Annotated in this window: 16 protein-coding genes; 7 read left to right on the forward strand and 9 right to left on the reverse strand. The window is 70.2% G+C overall.

What is annotated here, in order from left to right:
* The first annotated feature begins 97 nt into the window (after nucleotides 1–97).
* Entirely contained in the window at nucleotides 98–799 is a 702-nt protein-coding gene (locus tag ON37_RS13295) for a cutinase family protein (protein WP_083892961.1), read from the forward strand.
* A 146-nt stretch (nucleotides 800–945) separates the two neighbouring features.
* Here the strand turns inward: ON37_RS13295 and ON37_RS13300 are convergent, their stop codons facing one another.
* Both ON37_RS13300 and ON37_RS13305 read right to left on the reverse strand, forming a co-directional pair.
* Nucleotides 946–1,509 carry a dihydrofolate reductase family protein gene (locus ON37_RS13300; RefSeq protein WP_040719508.1) on the reverse strand — a complete coding sequence of 188 codons (564 nt, stop codon included), beginning with the start codon at nucleotides 1,507–1,509 and terminating at the stop codon, nucleotides 946–948.
* Between the two features lie 203 nt (nucleotides 1,510–1,712).
* Complete coding sequence (locus ON37_RS13305) at nucleotides 1,713–2,090, reverse strand: hypothetical protein (protein ID WP_040719509.1); 378 nt, start codon at nucleotides 2,088–2,090, stop codon at nucleotides 1,713–1,715.
* A 206-nt stretch (nucleotides 2,091–2,296) separates the two neighbouring features.
* Between ON37_RS13305 and ON37_RS13310 the strand changes: the two genes are divergently transcribed.
* Both ON37_RS13310 and ON37_RS13315 read left to right on the forward strand, forming a co-directional pair.
* Entirely contained in the window at nucleotides 2,297–4,765 is a 2,469-nt protein-coding gene (locus ON37_RS13310) for an ATP-binding protein (protein ID WP_040719510.1), read from the forward strand.
* Between the two features lie 210 nt (nucleotides 4,766–4,975).
* Nucleotides 4,976–6,328, forward strand: a complete 1,353-nt coding sequence (locus tag ON37_RS13315) for a hypothetical protein (protein WP_040719511.1) — start codon at nucleotides 4,976–4,978, stop codon at nucleotides 6,326–6,328.
* A 95-nt stretch (nucleotides 6,329–6,423) separates the two neighbouring features.
* On the opposite strand, the gene lnt is transcribed toward ON37_RS13315, so the two are convergent.
* From lnt to ON37_RS13340, 5 genes are all read right to left on the reverse strand, one after another.
* Nucleotides 6,424–8,013: an apolipoprotein N-acyltransferase gene (gene lnt / locus ON37_RS13320; protein ID WP_083892968.1), complete on the reverse strand. Its 1,590-nt coding sequence runs from the start codon at nucleotides 8,011–8,013 to the stop codon at nucleotides 6,424–6,426.
* Between the two features lie 45 nt (nucleotides 8,014–8,058).
* A complete protein-coding gene (locus ON37_RS13325) occupies nucleotides 8,059–9,654 on the reverse strand; it encodes an amidohydrolase (protein WP_040719512.1) in 1,596 nt (531 codons plus the stop codon).
* Nucleotides 9,655–9,713: 59 nt separating this feature from the next.
* On the reverse strand, nucleotides 9,714–10,196 hold the full coding sequence (locus tag ON37_RS13330) for an FxsA family protein (protein ID WP_040719514.1): 483 nt from the start codon (nucleotides 10,194–10,196) through the stop codon (nucleotides 9,714–9,716).
* Nucleotides 10,197–10,280: 84 nt separating this feature from the next.
* Entirely contained in the window at nucleotides 10,281–10,940 is a 660-nt protein-coding gene (locus tag ON37_RS13335) for a response regulator (protein WP_040719515.1), read from the reverse strand.
* A 42-nt stretch (nucleotides 10,941–10,982) separates the two neighbouring features.
* A complete protein-coding gene (locus tag ON37_RS13340; protein WP_040719516.1) occupies nucleotides 10,983–12,206 on the reverse strand; it encodes a sensor histidine kinase in 1,224 nt (407 codons plus the stop codon).
* An 81-nt stretch (nucleotides 12,207–12,287) separates the two neighbouring features.
* Here ON37_RS13340 and ON37_RS13345 point away from each other — a divergent pair, with 81 nt between their 5' ends.
* Entirely contained in the window at nucleotides 12,288–13,055 is a 768-nt protein-coding gene (locus ON37_RS13345) for a TSUP family transporter (protein WP_040719517.1), read from the forward strand.
* A 7-nt stretch (nucleotides 13,056–13,062) separates the two neighbouring features.
* On the opposite strand, the gene ON37_RS13350 is transcribed toward ON37_RS13345, so the two are convergent.
* A complete protein-coding gene (locus ON37_RS13350; RefSeq protein ID WP_083892963.1) occupies nucleotides 13,063–13,716 on the reverse strand; it encodes a TetR/AcrR family transcriptional regulator in 654 nt (217 codons plus the stop codon).
* Between the two features lie 206 nt (nucleotides 13,717–13,922).
* Between ON37_RS13350 and ON37_RS13355 the strand changes: the two genes are divergently transcribed.
* Together ON37_RS13355 and ON37_RS13360 are read left to right on the forward strand one after the other, a co-directional pair.
* Nucleotides 13,923–15,446 (forward strand): TldD/PmbA family protein, encoded by a 1,524-nt coding sequence (locus tag ON37_RS13355; RefSeq protein ID WP_040719519.1) that lies wholly within the window; start codon nucleotides 13,923–13,925, stop codon nucleotides 15,444–15,446.
* A gap of 193 nt (nucleotides 15,447–15,639) precedes the next feature.
* Nucleotides 15,640–17,028: a TldD/PmbA family protein gene (locus ON37_RS13360; protein WP_040719522.1), complete on the forward strand. Its 1,389-nt coding sequence runs from the start codon at nucleotides 15,640–15,642 to the stop codon at nucleotides 17,026–17,028.
* A gap of 6 nt (nucleotides 17,029–17,034) precedes the next feature.
* Here ON37_RS13360 and ON37_RS13365 read toward each other — a convergent pair whose 3' ends face one another.
* Nucleotides 17,035–17,547, reverse strand: coding sequence for a PNPOx family protein (locus ON37_RS13365; RefSeq protein ID WP_157171451.1), 513 nt, complete (start codon nucleotides 17,545–17,547; stop codon nucleotides 17,035–17,037).
* Between the two features lie 93 nt (nucleotides 17,548–17,640).
* Here ON37_RS13365 and ON37_RS13370 point away from each other — a divergent pair, with 93 nt between their 5' ends.
* Nucleotides 17,641–18,264 carry a TetR/AcrR family transcriptional regulator gene (locus ON37_RS13370; RefSeq protein WP_040719524.1) on the forward strand — a complete coding sequence of 208 codons (624 nt, stop codon included), beginning with the start codon at nucleotides 17,641–17,643 and terminating at the stop codon, nucleotides 18,262–18,264.
* Nucleotides 18,265–18,273: the final 9 nt, after the last annotated feature.

The raw sequence follows: 18,273 nt of genomic DNA on the forward strand, positions 1-18,273 counted from the left end.
CGCCGTCTCGGCCCGCGCCGACCGCGTCCCGGTTCTAGCGTCTGACCGGCATCGGCACCGCTCGGGTGTCGAGCAATGAGCAGAGGAGATCGCCCAGATGGCACTGTTCGACCGGAAAATACCGCGCCGCGTCCGCGGGGCGGCCACGCTCCGCGCACTCGCGTCGATCGCGGCGGTGCTGCCGGCCGTCGCCGGCATCACCGGCGCCACACCCGCGGCCGCGCAGACACCGTGTGCCGATGTCGATGTCGTCGTCGCTCGCGGCACCGGTGAACCGCTCGGCGCCGATCCCGGTCTGGGCGCGGTCGTCGGCAATCCGGTCTATCGCGCACTGGCGCAACGCTTGTCGAGTTCACACAGCGCCTACCGCGTCCAGTACCCGGCCAGCCTGGTCGAGCCCTGGTCGGTGCAGCAGGGCAACCGCGACCTGGTCGACCATGTCACCGCCGCGGCGAAGGCCTGTCCGAACCAGCGCTTCGTGCTGGTCGGGTACTCCCAAGGCGCGAACGTCGTCGACAATTCGATCGGCATCAGCAGCGTCGGCGCGAAGGTCGGTGGACCGATCGTCGCCACACTGCCGCCGGCGGCAGCGCCGAAGATCGCCGCGATCCTGTTGTTCGGCAACCCCATTCGCAGTATCGGCCACAGCGTCATCGGCCCCTACGCGGACCGGACCTACGACACCTGCACCGACAACGACCCGGTATGCGACCCGAACGGCAAGAGCTGGGAGGTACACCGGACCAGCTACACCGCGAAGGCCGGGGAAGCAGCCGACTTCGCCGTCGCCCATCTGTGACGCCACGGCCCGGACCCGCCTGCGGTTCGGGCCACGCGACGCCGCGGTGTCCGCCACCGGCACGGCAGCATCGCACCGAGTGCCGTTGTGCCACAGCGTGGGTCGTGCCCGACCACCGACCGCGCCGTGGCTCCCGAGCCGGCGACTCAGTGGTTGGTTCGATACCTGGTCAGGACCACGCCGTGCGGGAAGGTCCGGGTCTCCACCAGGGTCAGATCGGCCCGATTGTCCAGGGCCGCAAAGAACGGCGTGCCACCACCGACCAGCACCGGATGGACGACGAGCGCGTACTCGTCGATCAGCCCGGCCCGCATCGCCGTTGCGGCGAGGGTGGCGCCGCCGATATCCATGGGTCCGCCGTCCTCGGCCTTCAGCCGGGTGATCTCGGTGACCGCGTCGCCGGTGACCAGGCGGGCGTTCCCGTCGACCGTGCTGATCGTCGAGGAGAACACCACTTTCGGCATGTCCCGCCAGCGGCGGGCGTACTCGATCTCCGCCGGCGTGGCGCCCGGCTGCCGGTCGGCGGTCGGCCAGTGGGAGCTCATCGTCTCCCACAGTTTGCGCCCGTACAGGGCTGTGCCGGTCGCGCTCACCCGGTCGGACCACCATTGGAACAACTCGTCGCTCCCCGCCCCCCAGCCGACATCCCCGTCGGGCGCCGCGATGTAGCCGTCCAGGCTCACATTCATGCCGAACGTCAGCTTCCGCATGGTGTCGTCATACCTCCGTGATTCGGTACCCGCGGCCCGGACCGGCCCACCGCGAGCGTCATCCTGTGCGCTGTCGAAGCGGCCGGCCGCTCTGCTCGCCACCGTAGGCCGGGCAGGTGCGAGCGTGTCCAAGGGGGCGAGGCGATCCGGGTTGGGCGACAAGCGGATTCGAATCCAGCGGCAGTCCGCCACTTCCGGCCGGATCAGATCAGTCCGGGATCGTCGGGGCGGACCGTGCACGCGAACATCTTCTCGGCCGACCGGGCCGGGTCCATCATCGCCGCCTCCGCACCCATCGTCGCCGGGGCGGCGACCACCGTGCCGGCGCCGCACCCCGTCCACCGCACCACGAGTCCTTGCGGATCGCGCTGGTCGGCGACGACAACCCCCTCGGCCGCCCGATCGATCGGTGCCACGTGGTAGGTACGGATATCTTCGGATTGCCCATCCGCGCCGACCACGTCGAAGGCGAAGATCGCAACCCGCTCGCCGGCCACCGGGTGCCCGGGCGGCCACGGATCGTTACCCACCCCGGCCGGAGTGCCCACGGTCTTCGCTGCGATGGTCGTCGGCTGCTGCACAGGCTCGCCTCCCGTGAATTCGGACCCGCCGGTCTCCGGTTCAGACTAGGTCGCCGCGGCCCGGCGCGCAGATGATGCCGAACAAAAAAACCTCCACAGTCCGGCGTGCGGGACGTGTGCCGAGCGTGTTTGTACCATCGGACTTCGTTGATCCGCGCTGCGTACTCGTGGCGCGCCATCGATCGTGGCGATTGGGGGAGGTAGCTGTGGCAGCGCGCCAACGGGGAATCGCGCCGGGTCCGTCCGACGACTTCGTCGGCCGCCACCGCGAGCTCGACCGCCTCGCGACCCTGTTACTCGGGAAGCGGCGGCTGATCACGGTGGTCGGGCCCGGTGGTATCGGCAAGACACGGCTGGTCGCCGAGGCCGTCCATCGATTCGGCAGAGCCCGTCAGGAACCGGTCCCGTGGGTGCGCCTGGCCCGGCTTCCCAAGAGCGCGGACGCAACCGCGGTGGCCGACGAGATCGTGCGCTCGGTCGTCGGGCACGACTTCTCCGGCCGCCCGTCCTGGGAAGCGTTGATCGAGACCCTGACCGACAGCTCCGCACCCCGGCCGCTGGTCGTGATCGACAACTGCGAACACGTGCTGGCCGCGGCCGGGGCGGCCGTCACCGAACTCCTCGACGCGGTACCGACCGTCACCGTGCTGGCGACGAGCCGGGGACGGGTCGGCTGGGTCGACGAGCAGGTTCTGCGTGTCCCGCCGCTCAGCGATCAGCAGGCAATCGAATTGTTCTGCCGCCGTGCGGAATTGACGAGCACAACGGTCACCGACACCGAGACGGTCCGATCGATCTGCCGGCACCTGAACAACCAGCCGCTGCACATCCGGCTGGCGGCGGCACGGCTGTTCCGGCAGCCGCTGCGGGCGATCGCGCGCGACCTCACCGGTGAACAGACCGACCGCCGGCTGGCCTGGCCGGCGGACCCGCACTTCGGCGCCGAGGAACGCCATCAGGCGATCGGGGACGTGATCGCCTGGTCGTTCGACCTCTGCGGGGACAGTGAACGACTGCTGCTGGAGCGAATGTCGGTATTCGCTCCGGGCGGCGAGCACGGCGGTTCCGACATCGACGTGGTGGATGTCGGGGCCGACCTCGACGCCGTCCGGACGATCTGCAGCGGCCCGGACGGTACGGGCCTCGAGCTGGCTCCCGACCAGATCGAGGGGTTGCTCGAGCGGTTGGCCGATCAGTCACTGGTGTCCGTGCACCTGTCGGGCGACCGGGCACACTACTCGCTGCTGGAGAGTATCCGAGTCTTCGCGCGGCAACGCGTGGCAGCGCGAGGCGACGCAGAGCCACGGCGGCTCGCCGCACGACATCGTCGCTACTACCGCGACCGCATCCGGTCCGCGCGCAGCGAATGGTTCAGTCATCGGGAGCGCGAGCTGCTGAATTGGGCGAGCGCGTCCTGGGACAACCTGTTGCTGGCGGTCGAGGGCAGCATGCGCACCCCCGGCGAGGCGGTGATCGGTCTGGAAATCGTCAGCGGAATGATCGCGCTGCGCGTGCCCTTCTTCCGGGGCTCGCTGCGCGATGCGCGGTGCTGGGCCGAGCAGACACTGGCGGCCACAGCCGACGACGACCCGGACGCGAGCCGGCTGCGGCTGGCCACCCGCGCGGCGGTGGCATGGATCTGCCTGTGCCAGGGGCTCCCCGACGATGCGGCGCGGATGCTGCACGAATGTGCCACCCTCTGCCTGACCGACGACGACGCCCGCAGCGCCTGGCTCGACGACCCGGTGCCGGATCGAGCGGTGCCCGGCACCGTCGAATTCGCCGCGGGGTGCACCCTCATGCTGGTACACGGCGATGTGCGGGCGTTGGTCGTCCTGGCCCGGGCACGCGAGAAGTTCACCGCGGCAGGCGATTACGGCAATGCCGCGATGAGCGAGTTGTTCGAGGCGCTCACCGCGGCCTTCCTGGGGAACCGCGACCAGGCGCTCGCCCTCACCCGCCGCCACCTCGACAACACCACCCGCGCGCAGGGCGAGTGGGCCACATCGTGGGCGGAGATCGCATGGATAATCGCCGAAACCCGATACGGCGACGCCCACCAGGCGATCGCGACCGCACGCGCGACCCTGGCACGACAGATTGCCATGCGGGACGCCTGGGGTGCGGTCTGGACGGTGCACGCACTCGTCTGGGCGTTGTCGCGGGTGCTGACATCCGGCTCGGGCCGTTCGGCTTCGGCGGCCGACACCGCGAGACTGGTGGGCGCGGCCGACGCGTTGCGGCGCCGGCTCGGAGTCGAGATCGCTCATCTGCGCCCCTTCTCGGCGGAGACGGCTCGCGCGGTCGAACGACTTCGAAAAAACCTCGGCACGAACAGGTTCGAATCGCTGCGGCAGGAAGGCGCCGGCTTGCGACCGCCGATGGCCCACGTTGCCCGGCTCGCTCAGGGGGAGGGACCTTCGACCGACCAGCGCGCGCCGACCGGTGATGCCGAACGGTCGTGGGATCACCTCACCCACGCCGAGCGGGAGGTCGCGGTGTTGGCGGCAGCCGGGTGGACCAACGCGGCCATCGCCACGCGGCGGGGCAGTTCCCGCCGCACCGTCGATGCCCAGATCGCCGCCGTTCTGCGCAAACTCACGATCGACTCCCGCGAGGACATCTCCGCCCTGATCCCTCCGGGCAACCGCGACGGCGCCCGCGCGGCGCGCTGATCGCAGCGGTGTCCGCACCTACCTACCTACGTATCTGCAGAACGGTACCGATTACGAACGATCCGCATTCGGATACGGTCGCTGACTGCAATACCGGAACCGTCGGCGCGAGACGGACGGCCGCACGCGATCGGGAGGGAAGCGATCAACCAGCAGTTCGGTGGCAGGTATCAGCCCCAGCCCCCAGGAAGACCACCGGTCGGGCAACCGATGCCCCCGCCACAATGGCAACCGCAACCGCCGCCGCAATGGCAACCGCAACCGCCGAGGCCGCCGAAATCCAAGGCCGCCCGCATCGTGGTGATCGTCGGTTGCGTGGCCGTGGTGCTCGGTATCGTCGTCGCGTTCACCGTGCTGCGCCCGATGTTCGGGTCCGACACCGAGACCCGGGCCGGTGCCGTCGGCGACGGAACGACGGTGACCCGCCCCGGCTATCCGACCAATGTCCCCGCAGTGGCCGATCCCGCACCACTGAGCGAGACTCCGAATCCTGCCCCGAGCTCCTATCAGGGAACGCCGGTCGTGCAGGCGTGCAATCTGCTGACCATTGCCGACCTGAACAAATTGGGTATTCGCACCGATCCGAACCCCTTGCCGAATTCGGTCACTTTCGAGCGCACCTACCTGGCGGCCGACGGCGCCGGACCACTGCACGCCGGGCAGAGCACCGTACCGTCCGCACCGACGTTCGCGCTCAACAAGTGCACCTACGGACTCGCCGCCCCCAACGGCGCCTCCGGCGAACATGTGTCGATCGCAGTGGCGCAGGATTCCTACTACCCGGGCACCAGCGGCATCGAAAAATACCCGGGCGCACAGAAATTCGGCGAGGTGAACGTGTCCTCGCATCTGCGTGACACCCCGGATCCGAACGACCGGCAAGGTCAGGTCTCGATGTGGACCCACGGTGCGAACGTCGACCTCGATGTCAGCCTGTCACCGGGTGGGTACGGCCCGAAGATGCACGACATCGTGACCGTCATCGCCGCCAACATGCAGGCCCAGGTCGCCGCCCCCGCCGGTCCCGCCACCATCGCCTACGACCGGGCGGCGTTTCCGGCCACCGTGGCGCAGCCGTGCCCGCTGCTGACCCAGGACGTGTTCGCCGCCGCATACGGTTCGGCGCTGTCGCCGCTGGTGGTCGAGCAGCCCGCCACGGCGGTCGGGCAGACGACGTTCGACGCCCGATCCCGTGACAAGAACTATGTCGCGATGAGCTGTTATCGCGGCACGGGCGAGATCGACCCGGGCGACCGTCAGGCGGTGGAACTGGAGATCAAGAGCTATCTGTCGGAGGAATCGGCGAAGAAGGACATCGCATTCGTCGGCAAGCAACACCACGGGCAACCGGCCGACATTCCGCTCAGCGACGAATCCGCTGTGCTCGACGATCCCAGCATGCTCGGCGCGGCCGGCGCCGTGACCGTCCGGAAGGGGCGGTTCATCCTGGATCTGCGAGCGCACGATCCGCGGCATCGCAACGGGCTGACCGCGGCCGAGGCCCGGACCATCCTGGTCCCCGCGATGCGGCAGGTCGTCCGCAACCTGGGTGACATGCACTGACCCACAACGCATTCCAGACACGCGGGCGCCGGCACGGACTCGACGAACTACTGCCCGGTCGGCATTTCATCTCGAAGCCGGAAAGTAGCGCGCCCTCAGTCGAGGGCCGGAGCGCCGACGACGTCCTGCTCGCGACGACGCGTCGCGTGCGCCGTGCGCCGCCGAAGCGCCGCCACCACGGCAACGGCCGCGGCGAGCACACATACGACGCGTTCGGGCAGCGGCCCCATCGCCGTCGCGGGCGTGCTCTCGGTGCGCAGCGGGAGCTTCGCCGCCAGCGCCGCCGGAACGAATTTCGCCGTCTGCTGCCGCACCACGCCGTCGGCGGTGACGATCGCGCTGACCCCGGTGGTCGCCGCGACGACCAGCGCCCGCCCGTGTTCGACCGCCCGCACCCGCGACATGGCCAGCTGCTGATAGGTCATATCGCTGTCACCGAAGGTGGCGTTGTTGGTGGGCACCGTCAGCACTTGCGCGCCCGCGCGCAGGGAATCCTCGAAGGCGCGGTCGAACGCGACCTCGTAACAGGTCGCCACGCCGATCGCCACCGCCGGGCCGCCGTCGCTCGGCCGGGCGTGCACGACACCGTCGCCGTGACCGGGAACGAAATGGCCGGCGCGGTCGGCGTAGCTGGAGAAGTGGCGGAAGAATCCGCGATAGGGCAGATATTCGCCGAACGGCTGGACGATCTTCTTGTCGTGTCGCTCCCCCGGGCCGTCGGCATCCCAGACGATGACCGAATTGGTGGTGGTGCGGTCGTCGTTCACCAGAACCGCGCCGACCAGAATCGGGGCGCGCACGGCGCGCGCGGCCGCGGTGATCTCCGCGTAGGCGTCCGCATTCCGCAAGGGATCGATGTCGGAGGAATTCTCCGGCCAGATCACCACATCGGGCTGGGCGGCCGTGCCCGCGGCGACCGCCCGGGCCAACTCCTCGGTGCGGCGGATGTGATTGTCCAGTACGGCGCGACGCTGGGCATTGAAATCCAGTCCCAGCCGCGGCACGCTGCCCTGGATAGCGGCGACCGTGATCGACCGGTCTCCGTCGTCCGGGGCGGGCAGCGCGGTCCGGAGGATCACTCCGGTAACGGGGATGATAGCCACAACCGTTGCGAGAGTGATAATTCCGAGCGCTCGCCGGGGAACGTCCCGGCGGCGCAGACGCAGCGCCAGGGCGGCCAGAACGGTGCCGGTCAGCGCGACCGCGAAGCTCACCACCGGGGCGCCGCCGAGCCACGCCAACGGCAGGTACCAGCCGTCGGCCTGTCCGAAAGCCAATCGGCCCCAAGGGAATCCACCGAACGGAAAACTCGATCGCCCCCATTCGGTGAGGGTCCACATCGTCGCCACCCACAGCGGCCACCCTGGCAGCGCGCTCACCAGCCGCGCCAGCAGCCCGAACAAGCCGACGTAGATCGCGCAGGCCGCCGACAGCGCCAGCCACGGCACCGGACCGACGTAGATCCCGGTCCACGGCAGCAGCGGCAGGAAGAACGCCAGGCCCGCGAGCAGGCCGTAACCGAACCCGCCGCGCAGTCGGGTCGCATCGCGCACCACCAGGGTCAGCGCCGCGATGCCGATCGGTGCGAGATACCAGCAGGTGCTCGGCGGGAAACTCGCGTACAGCAGCAGTCCGGCGACGACAGCGGCCCCGATCCTCCCCCATACCCGCCACGTCACGCCCAGCACCGCGTCAGACTACTGGGATCCCGTCCAGGGGCAGGGATCGGGTCAGGCCTCGTAGATCGTCCGCCCGGCACGAACCGTGCGCAGGCAGCGCGGCAGCGCGGCCCCGGCATCGAGCGGCGGGAGTCCGGGCACGCGCGAACGCGGATCGGTCGACCAGCGCTGCACGGTGTCGGCGGCGGCGGCGACCACCAGTTCCGTTGCGTCCCACACCGCGTAATCGGCGGGAGCGCCGGGAACCAGGGTGCCCGCGATGCCGTCGCGGACCCCGCCGGCCCGCCACGCGCCCCGAGTGGCGGCGGCGAACGCGGCGCGCGGGGAGATGTGGTGGCCCGGAGTGCGGTGGTTCACGGCCGCGCGCACCGCCGCCCACGGATCCAGTGCCGTCACCGGTGCGTCGGAACTGATCGCCAACGAGATGCCGGCCGCGGCCATCGCCGCGTACGGATTGGTGGCCGCGGCGCGTTCGACGCCCAGCCGGGTCGCGTACATGCCCTCGGCGCCACCCCACGCGGCGTCGAATCCCGGTTGCACACTGGCGATCACACCGAATTCGGCAAGTTTGGCGATGTGCTCGGCATCCAGCAGTTCGGCGTGTTCGATGCGATGTCCGCGGGTGGCGACGGCCGGTGCGCCGAGTTCGGCGACGACCCGGCCGAACCCCTCGATCACCGCATCGATGGCGGCATCGCCGATGGCGTGGAAGCCGGCCTGAATCCCGGCCTCGGTACAGGCCCGCACGTGCGCGGCGATGGCGTCGGCGTCGAGATAGCCGACACCGGTGGTGTCACGATCGGCATAGGGCGCGCGCAGCCACGCGGTGTGCGAGCCGAAGGATCCGTCGACGAACAGGTCACCGGCCAGGCCGTGGACGCCGAGTTCGGCGATCAGGGCGCGCGCCTGATCCGCGGAGGTCACCGCCTCCCCCCAGTAGGCGAGCACCTGCACGTCGTGCTCGAACTCCAGCAGCTCGCGCACATCGGCACGGCCGGCGATCTGCGGTCCGGCGCATTCGTGCACCGCCACCACACCGTGGGCGGCGGCGTGATCGAGGGCCGTACGGCGAGCGTGCGCGCGCTGCGCGGCGTCCAGACCGTCGAGCGCGGCCCGGCGCAGCAGATGGTGAGCCTCGGCCCGTACCGCCTCGCCCGCGATGTAACCCGCGGCGGTGCGCACCGCCGGGACGGCATCGAGCAACGCCGTCGACACCACGGCCGAATGAGCGTCGACGCGGGACAGATAGACCGCGCGGCCGGGACCGGCCGCCGCATCGATCTCCTCGGTCGTCGGTGGCCTGCCCTCCGGCCAGCGGGTCTCGTCCCAGCCGTCGCCGAGCACGATGCCGGGCCGCTCGGCGGCGTGGGCGCGCACCAGCTCCAGGCAGTCCGTCAGGGAGCGGGCGCCGGACAGATCCAGGCCGGTCAGCTGCAGACCCAGTGCCGTGACGTGGACGTGCGGGTCGACGAAGGCGGGTGCGACGAACGCGCCGTCGAGCTCGATGATCTCCGCGTCCGGATGCAGGGCCCGGCCCGGCCCGTCGGCACCGAGCCAGACCACGGTTCCGTCGGTGACCGCCATCGCGGTCGCATCGGGAGAACTGGAACTGTAGATTCGGCCGCCGACCAGCAACTGGGTACTCACGGGTGACCAGTGTGCCGCACGCGCGACCTCGTCCGGAATTCGCCTGCGGCGGCGACCGATCAGCGCGGGTCGATCATCCGCCGGGCGGCGCCCTGTCCGTCGTCGTAGTACTGCTCGACCACCACACCGTCGACGACCTCGCCGGATGGCTCGACCACCACGCCGCGATATCCGGCGGCCATGGTCAGCCGATCGAGGCGGCGCAACGCCGCAGCCGAAACCAGGGGTCGCAGCAGGGCGCGGGTGGGCAGCAGCAGAATCAGGCCGAGGACCGAGGTGATCAAGCCGGGAACGAACATCAACAGGGCACCCGTGGCAACCAGCGCGCCGTCGGCCACGGCGGTGCCCGCCGCGATCTCCCCGCGCCCGGCGCGACGGAACTGCCGGAAAACCTTACGACCCTGCGAACGCACCAGGATCAGCCCGAGTGCGGAGCCGGCGATCAGCAGCAGGATGGTGGGCACGGCACCGATCAGGTGGCCGACCACCACCAGCGCCGCGATCTCGACGACGAGATAGAGGGCGAACAACAGGGCGGGCATCGGCGATCCTTTCCACGATCTACCCTGCCCAACGCGCGAGCCGGCCGATTTTCTCCCGATTCCGGCAGATCGGTCCGAACCGGATCAGGTACCGGGGGTGACCAGGCCGGTCTCGTAGGCGAGGACCACCGCCTGCACCCGGTCCCGCAGTCCGAGTTTGGTCAGCACCCGGCCGACGTGGGTTTTCACCGTCGCCTCGGACAGATACAGCTCGGCGGCGATCTCGGCGTTGGATCGTCCGGCCGCGATCTGTTCGAGCACCTCGCGTTCCCGCGCGGTCAGCACATCGAGCACCGCCGGATCCCGCACCCGTGCCGGATCGGCGGCGATCAGCCGGTTCAGCAGGCGTTTGGTGACCTTCGGCGACACCACGGCATCGCCGGCGGCGACGCTGCGGATCGCGGAGATCAGATCCTCCGGCGGGGTGTCCTTGAGCAGGAACCCGCTGGCCCCGGCGCGCAGCGCACCCAGGGCGTGTTCGTCCAGGTCGAAGGTGGTCATGACCAGAACCTTGCTGCCGCAACCCGATTCGAGGATCTGCGCGGTGGCGGTCACGCCGTCCACGACCGGCATCCGGACATCCATCAGGACCACGTCGGGGGCCAGCTCCCCGGCCAGGCGCACCGCGGTGGCGCCGTTGTCGGCCTCGGCCACCACATCGACGTCCGGGTGTGCACCCAGCACCATCTTGAGCCCGGCACGCATCAATTCCTGATCGTCGACGACGAGTACGGTGATCGGCACGCGCTCCAATCTAACCGGGCCGGGCCCGATTCCGGACCGGCGTCAGTCCGGCAGTTCCCGCTGCAGTGGAATACTCGCGCACACCCGCCACCCGCCCTCGGCCCGGCGGCCGACGTCGAGGGTGCCGCCCAGCACCGCGATTCGCTCCCGCATGCCGACGAGGCCGAGCCCGCTGCCGGAGATGCCATTACGGGCGGCGTTGTCGACCGCGTCCGCTCCGGAGCCGGGGGCGGATTCGGCGCGGGTCGAACCGGGGGCGGCGTGGGCGCGGTCGACCACCTCGACCAGCACATCGGTCTCCCGGCGGCGCACCCGCACCCACGCCTTCGGATCGGGACCCGCGTGCCGGAAGGTGTTGGTCAACGATTCCTGCACGATGCGATGCATCCCGAGACTGACCTCGGGCGCGACATCGTCGAGCTCACCGGTCAATTCCAGTTCCACCGCCAGCCCGGCGTTGCGCATCATCTCGACCACCTTCGCCAGGCCGGCCGTCCCGTGTTGCGGCAGCTGCTCCGGTGCGTGTTCGGTGCGGAGCAGTTCCACGGTGCGCCGCAGTTCACGCAAGGCCTCGCGACCGGTGGCGGCGATGGTGGCCAGGGCCTGTTCGGCGGTATCGGGATCGCGGCGCAGCGCGTATTTCGCCCCGTCGGCCTGCACGATGATCACGCTCACCGCATGCGCCACCACATCGTGCAGTTCGCGGGCGATACGGGTGCGTTCGGCGGAGACGGCGTCGTGGGCGCTGCGTTCGCGGTCGTAATCGGCCACCGCCAGGCGGGCGGCCACCTCCGCATCGTAGGCGTGCCGGGCGCCGAGGAATTCCGCGAGCGTCCAGCACAGGGCGTAGTACATGATCAGGAAGCCGACCACGATCGGAATCGACTGGCCGACCACGGCCAGGGAGAAGGCGCCGTCCACGGCGAGACCGACCAGATACAGCAGGCCTTCGCGCCGACCCACATAGGCGACCAACGTGTAGAGGGCGACGCCGACGGCCAGCAGCGCGGGTGGCTGCAGATCCTCGTGCGCGACCATGCTCACCGCGCTGGTGGAAATCGACAGCACCAGCAACGCCACCGCGCTGGCCCGGGGATAGACCCGCCGCCAGATCACCGGAACCGGAATGACCAGCCCGAGGATCAGATAGCCGATCGGGTGGTCCTTGCCGCCGAGGCTGATCAGATCGAGCAGCGCCAGAGCGGCGGCCAGGATGGAATCGGCGACCAAGGGTTTGCCGCGGAGCCACAGACTGAATCGGCGCACGCGTTCAGCCTAGGTGGCGCCTGCGTCACATCCGGCCACCACGATTTGCCCCGGGCCCCGGACTCTGATTGTGTCGCCGCCGTGGGCGTGGCGGATTGGGCGGTGTTGCTGCCGGCGGCCGCCGCCGCGGGCTGGGTCGATGCGGTGGTCGGTGGCGGCGGGTTGATCATCCTGCCGACCCTGCTCCTGGTGGCGCCGACGCTGTCCCCGCAGACCGCGCTGGGCACCAACAAGATCGCCGGCGTGGCCGGTACCGGCGCCGCGGCGGTCACCCTCGCCCGCCGGGTGCCGATGCGGTGGCGGCTGCTGCTACCGGGCGCGGTCATCGCGGCGGGTGCGGCGGCCGCGGGATCGGCGGCGGTCGCGCTGATCGATCGGCGCTATTTCATCCCGATCGTGATGGTGGTGCTGATCGGTGTCGCGACCGTGGTCACGCTGCGGCCGTCGATCGGGGTCACGGTCGCCACCCATCCGCCGACCCGGCGGCGCACGATTCTCGTGGTCGGGCTGGGCGCGGGTCTGATCGGCGCCTACGACGGACTGCTCGGCCCGGGGACCGGCACCTTCCTCATCATCACGTTCGCGACCCTGCTGGGCACGGAATTCGTGCGAGCGGCGGCGATGGCGAAGGTGATCAACTGCGGGTCGAACATGGGCTCGCTGATCCTGCTGGGCGCCACCGGACACATCATCTGGTCGATCGGGCTGGCGATGGCGGCGGCCAATATCGCGGGCGCCGTGGTGGGTTCGCGGATGGCGATCGCCCGGGGCGCCGGATTCGTGCGGGCGGTGTTGCTGATCGTCGTCGCGGCCATGGTGATCCGCCTGGGCTGGCAGCAGTTCGGCTGAGCCCCGATCAGCACCGAGCTTCGGCGGTCAGGTGCCTGCCCGCCGACAGCCACGGCGCGAGCACCCGGGAGGTGGTTTCGCGGATCGTGCGATGCAGCCGCTCACCGTCCTCGATCGCGTGGCGCCCCTGGAACAACACCGTCAGGGCGCCCGACACCGCGCCGACGACCGCCCCGACCAGCGCGGCGGCGCCGACCTCGTCGAGTTCGTCCGGGAAGGCGGCGCGCAGCTGACGAGCGATTTCCTGCTGGGCGGCCAATTGCGCGTGCGCGGCGCGGCCGCTGACGGCCGGAACCGTGCGCGACACCTGCGCGCGCAGCACCGCGATCCGGGCGGCGAGGTCGTCGCCGAGGTGGTCGCCCGGATTGTCGCCCGCGGCGCGCAGCGCCCGCAGCAGCACTTCCACGGGGCGCTCGTCGTGGCGGCGGCTCGCGATGGCCGCGACGGCGGCCGTCACGCGTTCATCGGGCTCGGGGAACAGCAGTTCCTCTTTGCTCTCGAAATAGTTGAAGAACGTTCTGGTGCCCACCTCGGCCGCGGCGGCGATGTCGGCGACGGTGGTCGCCTCGTAGCCGCGGGATTCGAACAGATCGGCGGCAGCCTCGAGGAGGGCGCGGCGGGTGCGTTCCCGCTTGCGGTCACGGAGTGCGGATGGCGGCACGCGGGCAGACAGTACGCCATCGGCGGCGAAACCTGCGGCAGGCTGGGCGTTTCGCGCGCGTTTCAGTCCGTGCGACAGCGCATTTCGTGCATGTTTGCATCGTGTGCAGATATGCACGGCGTGTCGCGTTGGCTCTCAGCGCGTTTCGCGGGGCCGGTCGGGGAATCTGTTGAACCGGTCCTCGTTCAGCAATTAGCGTAGGCCGGGTGAGCATCGCAGCTGCGACCGTGGACGAACAGTTCCGCGCGCTACCCCTGGCCGTCCTCTCCGATGCGGCGCTGTCGGCAGCGCGCGCGGCCGGGGCCGAACACGCCGATCTGCGGGTGCACCGGCTGGTGACGCAGTCGATCCGGCTGCGCGACGGCCGGGTGGAATCGATCGACAACGCGGTCGACCTCGGGTTCGCGGTCCGCGTGCTCGTCGACGGCACCTGGGGTTTCGCCTCGCACTGCGAATTGACCCCGGAGACCGCGACCGCGATGGCCCGGCGCGCGGTCACGGTCGCCGCGACGGTGCGCGCCCTCAACCGGGAACGGGTCGAACTCGCCGACGAGCCGGTGTACCGCGACGTGTCCTGGGTGTCGTCCTACGACGTGGACCCGTTCGTCGTGCCCACACCGGACAAGGTCGCGCTGCTACAGGACTATTCGCAGCGGCTGGCCACCGCCGCGGGCGTCGACCATGTCACCGCCTCGGTCCTGCAGGTCAAGGAGCAGACCTACTACGCCGATACCGCGGGATCGACGATCACCCAGCAGCGGGTACGGCTGCACCCGCAACTCGAGGCGATCACCGTGGACGCGGCCACCGGCGGCTTCGAGTCGATGCGAACCCTCGCCGCCCCGGCCGGCCGCGGCTGGGAGTACGTGACCGGCGCGGACGGAGTCTGGCACTGGGACGAGGAATTGGCGCGGATCCCGGAGTGGCTGGCCGAGAAGATCGCGGCGCCCTCGGTCACGCCGGGACCCGCGGATCTGGTGATCGACCCGACCAACCTGTGGCTGACCATTCACGAGTCGATCGGCCACGCCACCGAGTACGACCGCGCGATCGGCTACGAATCCGCCTATGCCGGAACCTCCTTCGCCACCCCGGACAAGCTGGGAACCTTGCGCTACGGCACCCCGGTCATGCACGTGACGGGTGATCGCACCCAGGAGTACGGACTGGCGACGGTCGGATACGACGACGAAGGTGTGGCCGGGCAACGGTGGGATCTGGTTCGCGACGGCATCCTGGTCGGCTATCAGCTCGACCGCGCCTTCGCGCCCCGCGCGGGTGTCGCCCGGTCCAACGGCTGCTCCTACGCCGACTCGGCCCATCACGTGCCGATCCAGCGGATGGCCAACGTCTCCCTGCAGCCCGATCCGGTCGCCGACACCAGCACCGCCGACTTGATCGCGCGCGTCGAGGACGGAATCTACATCGTCGGCGACCGCTCCTGGTCGATCGATATGCAGCGCTACAACTTCCAGTTCACCGGGCAGCGGTTCTTCCGGATCCGCAACGGCCGGCTCGCGGGCCAACTGCGCGATGTCGCCTACCAGGCGACCACCACCGACTTCTGGGGTTCGATGGAGGCGGTCGGCGGTCCCTCGACCTGGGTGCTGGGCGGAGCGTTCAACTGCGGCAAGGCCCAACCCGGGCAGGTGGCGGCCGTCTCGCACGGTTGTCCGTCGGTGCTGGTACGCGGCGTCAACATTCTCAACACCCGCCAGGAGGCGGGGTGAGCGAAAATCGGCGCAGCCGCCCACCTCGCCGACCGGGCGCGGGTGTCCCGCAAAACACAGCAGGCGGGGTGAGCCAAAATCCGCGCAGCCGCCCACCTCGCCGACCGGGCGCGGGTGTCCCGCAAAACACAGCAGGCGGGGTGAGCGACATTTCCGCAGCCACTCACACAGCACAGGAGGCCGATCGGTGGCGATGATTCACGGCGGCGAGGTCGTCGAGCGGGCGTTGGCGGCCGCACGCGCGGACGAGACGATCGTCATCGTCACCGACGCCTCGGAAGCTTCGCTGCGCTGGGCGGGCAATTCCATGACCACCAACGGCGCCTCGACCTCGCGGTCCTGGTCGGTGGTATCCATTCTGCGCGACGGCCCGCACGCCGCCCGGGTCGGCAGCGTCGGCTCGACCAGTGTCGAACCCGGCGATATCGAAGCGGTGGTCCGCAGCGCGGAGGAGGCGGCGCGCACGGCCGAACCGGCCGAGGACGCGATGCCCCTGCTCGAGCCCGAGTCGGCAACCGTCCCCGCCGATCCGGCGTGGGCCGCGCCGGTCCCGGAGACCGGCATCGAGGTGTTCGTCGGTCTGGCGGGTGAGCTCGCGGTCGGATTCGCCGGTGCGGATCTGCTCTACGGCTTCGCTCACCACCAGTTGCACACCACCTGGCTGGGCACGTCCACCGGCATTCGGCGGCGGTGGACCCAGCCCACCGGATCGATCGAGATCAACGCCAAGCGCGGCGAGAACGGTGACCGGGGCAGCGCCTGGGTGGGCGCGCCGACAGCGGACTTCTCCGATGTGTCGGTGACCGCACAGCTGGCCGAGCTGAGCCGCCGCCTGGACTGGTGCGCCCGGCGGGTCGACCTGCCGGCGGGCCGCTATCCGACGCTGCTGCCGCCGTCGGCGGTGGCCGATCTGCTGATTCCGATGTGGTGGTCGATGGACGGCCGCGGCGCCCACGAGGGCCACAGCGCGTTCGCTCGTCCGGGCGGCACCCGTGTGGGCGAACGTCTCACCGAACTTCCGCTCACGTTGTACTCCGATCCGACCGCGGCCGGGGTGGAGTATCAGCCGTTCGTGGCGACTGCCGCGTCGTCGGAGACCACCTCGGTGTTCGACAACGGGCTGGCCGCGGACCGCGTCGACTGGCTGCGCGACGGGGTGATCACGTCGCTGATCCATCCCCGCGCGGTGGCCGCGAAATACGACGCGCCGGTGACCGTCGCCGGTGACAATCTGCTGCTCACCGGCGGTTCGGATCGCACGCTGGAGCAGATGATCGCCGAGACCGAACGTGGCCTGCTGCTCACCTGTCTGTGGTACATCCGTGAGGTCGACCCGGCCACGCTGTTGCAGACCGGCTTGACGCGCGACGGTGTGTATCTGGTGGAGGACGGTGCGGTGACCGCGGCGGTCAACAACTTCCGCTTCAACGAGAGCCCGCTCGATCTGCTGCGGCGCGCCACCGAGGTGGGCCGGACCGAGATCACGCTGCCGCGGGAATGGAAGGACTGGTTCACCCGGACGGCGATGCCGCCGATGCGCATTCCCGACTTCCACATGTCGTCGGTGAGCCAGGCGACCTGACCGCGTTCAGCGGATCGAGCGCGGGCGCAGCCGCACGACCACCGTGCCCCGGTCCAGCGCGGCTCGCAGTTGGTCGCGGTCGACGTTGCCGTCGGCGTCGAGGGTGATGCCGGCGAATCGGCCGTGAGTGGGGTTGTGCGCCAGGATGATTCGGTAGGGCTCGGCGATGTCGTGTTCGCCGGTGATCAGCTCCCAGTCGGCGAGCCGTTCGCGACCCCGCCAGGTGACGCGCACAGGCTCACCCGGCCGCAAGTTGCGCCGCCAGGCCGCCGCGGTGCCGATCAGCAGTGCGCCGTCGGACTCGGCGTAGCCGACCGGATGCGCGTAGACGCGACCCGTTTTTCGGCCGATCACCGTGATGATCAGCAATTTTCCGCTGAGCAGCCGGTGCAGTGGTGAGCGCAGCAGGGTGCGCAGCACGGCGTCGACTGCGGTCTGCGTTCGCAGGCGGCCGCGACCGGGCGGTGCCGCGGCCGGGGCGCCGACCGGCGCGGATTCGGGTGTGCCGGGACCGGACATGAGCGCATCTCCCATCGCTATTTTTAGAGTGGATACTCAGAAAATACGACGCGGTGCGGCATACTGCAAGGGACCTAGCCGAAAGGAGATCCGGTGACCGTCGAACGGACCGCGCGAACTCGCGGCCGCCCCCGCAGCGGCGTCCGGGAGGCGCTGATCAGCGCCGCGCAACAGGTCCTCACCACCTCGGGCGTGGCCCGCCTGACCACCAAGGAGGTGGCCACCCGGGCCGGGGTCGCCGAGTCGAGCATCTTCTACCATTTCGGCGATCGCACCGGTCTGCTGCAGGCCGTGGTTCAGCACCATCTGCGCCCGCTGAAGGACATGCTCACCGACACTCCGGGCGTCGAGCCCGAATCCGGCGATCTGCGGGACGATCTGCTCCGCCTGCTGGCCGTTCTCGAGGACTTCTTCCGCAGCGCGCTGCCGGTGATCGCCGCCATCGAATCCGATGCGGAATTGCGTGCGGTCTACGCCGAGCGCAGTCGCGACCTCGACCTGGGCCCGCATCGCGCCCTGGACGCGGTGATCGCCCACCTGTCGGCGCGCCATCGGATCGTCGCCGAACCCCGGACGGCGGCGCTGCTCCTGGTCGGCGCAGCCCATCAGCGGGCGTTGCAGTCCCGCCTCAGCCCGCCGGAGGCGCAGGCCGCGCTGCCGACCCGCGAGGCGATCGCCGACGCCGCCCTACCGCTGTTCACACCCCGACAGCGCTGAGCGGCCGGA

Origin of the sequence: Nocardia veterana NBRC 100344 (assembly GCF_000308855.1) — a bacterium.
Classification (GTDB): domain Bacteria; phylum Actinomycetota; class Actinomycetes; order Mycobacteriales; family Mycobacteriaceae; genus Nocardia; species Nocardia veterana.

Coding starts and splice junctions, on each gene's coding strand:
- ON37_RS13360 (WP_040719522.1), top strand. CDS start 15,640: ATGATTCACGGCGGCGAGGTCGTCGAGCGGGCGTTGGCGGCCGCACGC.
- ON37_RS13330 (WP_040719514.1), bottom strand. CDS start 10,196: ATGCCCGCCCTGTTGTTCGCCCTCTATCTCGTCGTCGAGATCGCGGCG.
- ON37_RS13295 (WP_083892961.1), top strand. CDS start 98: ATGGCACTGTTCGACCGGAAAATACCGCGCCGCGTCCGCGGGGCGGCC.
- ON37_RS13300 (WP_040719508.1), bottom strand. CDS start 1,509: ATGCGGAAGCTGACGTTCGGCATGAATGTGAGCCTGGACGGCTACATC.
- ON37_RS13315 (WP_040719511.1), top strand. CDS start 4,976: ATGCCCCCGCCACAATGGCAACCGCAACCGCCGCCGCAATGGCAACCG.
- ON37_RS13365 (WP_157171451.1), bottom strand. CDS start 17,547: ATGTCCGGTCCCGGCACACCCGAATCCGCGCCGGTCGGCGCCCCGGCC.